Origin of the sequence: Actinocrinis sp., from assembly GCF_035605935.1 — a bacterium.
Classification (GTDB): domain Bacteria; phylum Actinomycetota; class Actinomycetes; order Streptomycetales; family Catenulisporaceae; genus Actinocrinis.
Genome location: NZ_DATNGK010000256.1, coordinates 1 through 2606, shown reverse-complemented (window position 1 = coordinate 2606; position 2606 = coordinate 1). Strand labels below are relative to the sequence as shown.

Below are 2606 nucleotides of genomic sequence, written 5' to 3'. Positions count from 1 at the left end.
GCCGTCTTCCGCAGCATCATGATCCCGCTGGTCGCCTCGCTGCTCAACCTGATCTCCGTGGCGGCGGCGCTCGGCGCGATCACCGCGGTGTTCACCAAGGGCTGGGGCGGCGCCCTGATCGGCCTGTCCGGCACTGGACCCCTCGACGCGTTCCTGCCCGTGGTCATGTTCTCCGTGCTCTTCGGCCTCTCGATGGACTACGAGGTCTACACCGTCAGCCGAATGCACGAGCAGTGGCGGCGCTTGAACCGGGAAAACGCCGCCGAACCAGCCAGAGCCGACGATCCGCACTACTCCCGGCGGCGCGCGATCTGGCTCAACCACCGCGCGGTCACGCTCGGTCAGCAACACAGCACCCGCATCATCGCCGCCGCGGCCGGAATCATGGTCATGGTCTTCGGCTCCTTCCTGATCGACGCGCCAGCGATGGGGGCGTAACGCTCACAGCCTGTGGGCCACGTACATCGTCGGTTTTAGATCTTGGCGGCGATGATCGGTGCGAGGTGGTTGGCGATGATGGTGTGGCCTCGAGCGGTGGGATGGGTGCCGTCGACGTAGTCGGAGGAGGTCAGCCAGCCGGTGGTGTCCACGTAGTAGACCTTGGCGTCGCCGGCACTGTTGCGGGCGGCGACGGCCGCCTTGGTCTGACTGACGTACCACTGCTTGAAGGTCTCCATCACGAAGATCGCAGCGTTCGGATACTTGGCGCGGATATTGGCCAGGAAGCTGGTGTACGCGGACTGGAACTGCGCGTTACTCACGGAGTGCCCCAGGTCGTTGGTGCCCAGGTTGATGATGACCGCGGAGGCCTGGTAGCGGGAGAAGTCCCACGGCACGGCGCCGGTGCTGTCGGTCTCGAAGAACTGGGTGGCCTGGCCCACGCAGCCGGACGCGGCGACCAGGCAGTAGCCGGCACGCGCGATCTGGGTGTGGCGCAGGTGCAACTGCTCGCCGGTCTTCCAGCCGTACGCGTCCAGCGCCCCGCGGGGATCCTTGGCCCCGGCGGTGATCGAGTCGCCCACGAACTCCAGCAGACCCGAAGGCACGCTCGGGGTCACGGTGTGCGCCCCGGAGTCCAGGACCAGACCCTCGAAGGCCAAATCGCCGGACGCGTACTCAACGCGCAGGGTGTGGGTACCGGCGGTCAGCGGCCTGGAGGTGAGGTTCACCGTGCCGCTCACCCCGGCGTGGGAGACGTACGAGCCGCCGTCAATGCTCGCGTAGAAGGAGACCGCGTTGCGGGTCCTTACTTTCACGCTTGTGCCGGTGAACGCCGTCTGCAGGTATGCGCCGGCCCAATGCGCCGTGGCAACGGTGGAGCTGGTGTCCCAGCGGCCGACGTAAGCGATGTTCGTGTCGGATACCTGTCCGGTGTGGCCCGAGCCGGTGCCGCCGCCTGCGTTCGTGGTCCACTGCTGGCCGGACTGATCGTTGCAGTCCCACAGCTCCACGCCCGCGCCGGCCGTGGCCGAACCACCGGTCACGGTCAGACAGCGCCCGGAGCCCGCCCCCACCACCGTCGTGGACGTAGCCGCCGACGCCGGCGCCGCGATCACCGCGACTACCGCCGCCACCGCCGCCGCGGTCGCCAGCCCGATCAGCCGCGGCGGCCGCGGACTGGACGGCATCGCTTCTTCTCGCATCGCCTGACTACCTCCTGAGATAGGCCCGAAGCGGGCTGTTGACAGGGCGATCGGCCCGGAGAGCGTCGCGGGTCTCCCCTGCCCGCGACGCCGAGGGGTGCCCGGGTACCTCGTCGTCCCGGGCACGCGTGTTATCCGACGGTCCAGTGCTGGTTGCTGCCGCCGTTGCAGGTCCACAGCTCGACTAGGGCGCCATTGGCTGTCGAGGCTCCGGTCACATCAAGGCAGAGCCCTGACTGAACGCCGGTGATGGTGCCGTTGGAGTTGAGGTTCCACTGCTGGTTCGCGCCGCCATTGCACGTCCAGGTCTGCACCTTGGTGCCGGGTGAGGTCTGGTTGTTGTAGGCGTCCAGGCACAGCTGGCTGCTACCGCTGTACACAGCCAGTTGGCCGGAGGAGGTGTGTGTGAACAGCTGGTTCGCGCCGCCGTTGCAGGTCCAGATATCCAGCTGGGTGCCCGTCGCGGTCGACGCGTTGGGAACGTCAAGGCACTTGCCGGCGCCCACCGCGTGGATCTCGCTGCCGGTGCCACCGCCACCGCCGCCGCTTCCTAGGGAAGCCAGGATCGCCTTGTACGCGGCGCCGAATGCGGTCGGGGTGCCGTTGTAGTCGGTGATCAAGATGTTGGCGCAGCCGCCCCAGGCATCCCAGGTCCAGGCCAGGAAGCTGGTCTCGTGCGACTCCAGCCAAGCGGTCAGCGAGTTGATGTAGCTGCCGCCGCAGTCGCTCTCGCCGATCTCACCGGCGATCACCGGGGACTGCGCCATAACCGGCGCGACCTGACTGTTCCAGCAGGAGGAGGTGTTGCACGTGTTGAAGCTGTAGGAGTGCCAGGACGCGGTCAGGTTGCCGTCCGGGTCGCTCGGCTTGTACTGGTTCCACTGCGACAGATCGTTGGAGTAGGCAAGGCCGCCGAGCATCAGCACGTTGCTCGCTCCCGTTGAGCGCACCGCGTTGACCATG

The 2606-nt window shown here is 67.4% G+C and carries 3 protein-coding genes; 1 reads left to right on the top strand and 2 read right to left on the bottom strand.

From position 1 onward, the window contains the following. The coding region (locus VN779_RS20230) for an MMPL family transporter (protein ID WP_325725687.1) at positions 1-438 on the top strand (438 nt) is incomplete at its 5' end. Between the two features lie 35 nt (positions 439-473). On the opposite strand, the gene VN779_RS20225 is transcribed toward VN779_RS20230, so the two are convergent. Both VN779_RS20225 and VN779_RS20220 read right to left on the bottom strand, forming a co-directional pair. Beyond that, complete coding sequence (locus VN779_RS20225) at positions 474-1643, bottom strand: GDSL-type esterase/lipase family protein (RefSeq protein ID WP_325725685.1); 1170 nt, start codon at positions 1641-1643, stop codon at positions 474-476. A gap of 131 nt (positions 1644-1774) precedes the next feature. Next, positions 1775-2606, bottom strand: an 832-nt coding sequence (locus tag VN779_RS20220) for a ricin-type beta-trefoil lectin domain protein (protein WP_325725683.1), incomplete at its 5' end; no start/stop codon positions are given.